Raw genomic sequence first — 2,212 nt, 5'->3', positions numbered from 1 at the left:
ACAATTGTTTATGAAGGTAAAGGCTGACTTGGTTGTCGCGAATAGTACTTTAGTGCAAGTGCAGGAACGCCAACAAGATAAGCTCGACTCGATAAGTGAATCATGGGATTTTCAACATGCATTTAGGCTAATAAAACACAGTGATCAACAACCAAATCCGAGTGCGATTAGTGCGTTAAATATGCTATTGGCGCAACAGCAAAAAGAATTAGGTTTAGACTTTTTACGTTTAATTAGTGTTGCCGATGCCGCTGGAGACCCTGATTTACGTTTGATGTTACATCAAACCAAACAGAAGGTTTTTTCGGGGTTAATGGTATTGCCAGCAAAACGCCTCGAAAGAATTAACTCAAGTTTAGCAAAACAAGCTCAAATTACCTTGATCCCGACATTGCATGCGAAAAAACCTAAGCAAAGCATGGAAACCCGTGGCTTATTAAGCCGAACTCTACTGCCAATAGCCGACCAGTCGGGAAATGTATTTTGGTATTTAGATGGTGGGATGTTGTTTAATCACAATACTGACATAGTCGATAATATTCGTGACTTGGTGTATGGCAAAGGCACGTTGCCTGAACGTTCAATCGGTACTGTAACCCTTTTTCTGGATAATATTCGCATTAGTACCAATGTACCAATGGATCTATTTCCTAAAGACAACAATAAACCCAATAGAGCCTTGGGGACCTTAGTGTCTGATGAGGTTTATCAGCAAGTACTCATTGAAGGCCAAACGTGGATAAATCGCGCCTTTGTTCTTAATGATTGGTATATCTCGGGTTACCTTCCTTTACTCGATGTTCGTGGTAAAAGGATTGGGATGGTGTATGCCGGTTTTTCTGAGTCGCCTTTTTTACATAACTATTTACTCAATATTATCGAGCTCGGCACCATTTTAGTTTTCGTATTATTAATTTCAGGTTTTTTGGTTTATCGCGGCGCGAACAGTTTGCTACAACCTATTGAATATATTCACCAAGTTGTTACTGCGGTACAGTCTGGTCGAAATATCAGAATTGGTAAACTAGACATGAATGGTGATAACGAACTAGCACATTTAGCGGAGCAATTTGATCGAATGTTAGATCAGTTGCAGCGACGAAATGCTCAAATTCAAGCGGCAGCAGAGCAGCTAGAAATCAAAGTTGAACAACGAACCCGCAGCTTGCAAGATAAAACAGAAGAGCTCGAACGCAATGTGGCGTTGTTGCATGCCACCAGACAGCAATTAGTCACTAACGAAAAACTCACCGCACTAGGCGAACTGATTGCTGGTATTGCCCACGAAATTAATAATCCTACAGCCGTTATCTTGGGAAACATGGAGCTATTAAAATATGAACTCGGTGACAACGCTGCAATAGTCGAAGAAGAAATTGAATTGGTTATTCAACAAGTCGGTAGGATAACGACTATCATCCGTAGCCTGCTGCAATATAGCCGTCCTGGTGAGTTTAATGCGCCAATAACATTACAACCTGTGACGCCAATCGTTGAAGAAATGCTGTTATTAGCTCGTCACTCTATTGAGCAACAAGAAGTGAAGTTGATTAAGGAGTTTACGGCTACAGGTTCAGTAGAAGTCAATCGACCTCAGCTATTACAAGTTCTGATTAACTTAATGGTTAATGCTGCCCATGCGATTGAGAATAAAGGTCGAATTTGGCTACGAACTTACGACTGGCTAGAAGACGGAATCGCTATTGGGGTAAAAATTGAAGTTGAAGATGAAGGGATGGGGATTTCGAAACAAGATTTGAGTCGTATCTTTGATCCATTTTATACCACCCGTAAAGATGGTACTGGTTTAGGGTTATCTCTGAGTTATGGGATTATTAAACGACTTGGCGGTACGATTGAAGTGAATTCGACGGTAGGAAAAGGCACCATATTTACCATTGGGCTTTACCATAAAGCAAAAGATGATCAGCAGCTTGGGCCTTATGAAGGCTTACATTTTGGTGACAGAACACAGTAAAGCACGTGACTAAATAGGCAAGGAATAGACAAAAAATAGGCAAAAAAAAGCCGGGTGATTAACCCGGCCACAAAGAGTGTGTGAGCAATGTCGTGCTTGCGAACTCTGCAGACTAATTAAAGGTGATGAAGTCTCTATTTAGTAAACCGAGTTTTGGAACGCAAGTTAATAATAATCATTCTCATTTGTATTTGCAAGTGTTTATCATCATAAATTTCATTTTTATATTCAACT

Annotated in this window: 1 protein-coding gene; it reads left to right on the top strand. The window is 40.3% G+C overall.

Annotation, left to right across the window (positions count from 1 at the left end):
• Positions 1-1,978 (top strand): sensor histidine kinase (locus tag CXF78_RS20995; RefSeq protein WP_102037851.1); only part of this gene is annotated, 1,978 nt, incomplete at its 5' end.
• Positions 1,979-2,212: the final 234 nt, after the last annotated feature.

The sequence above is a fragment of the Shewanella sp. 11B5 genome (assembly GCF_002836795.1).
Taxonomy (GTDB): Bacteria; Pseudomonadota; Gammaproteobacteria; order Enterobacterales; family Shewanellaceae; genus Shewanella; species Shewanella frigidimarina.
Note: the sequence above shows the minus strand (reverse complement) of the source record. Positions and strands in the feature narration are given on the sequence as shown.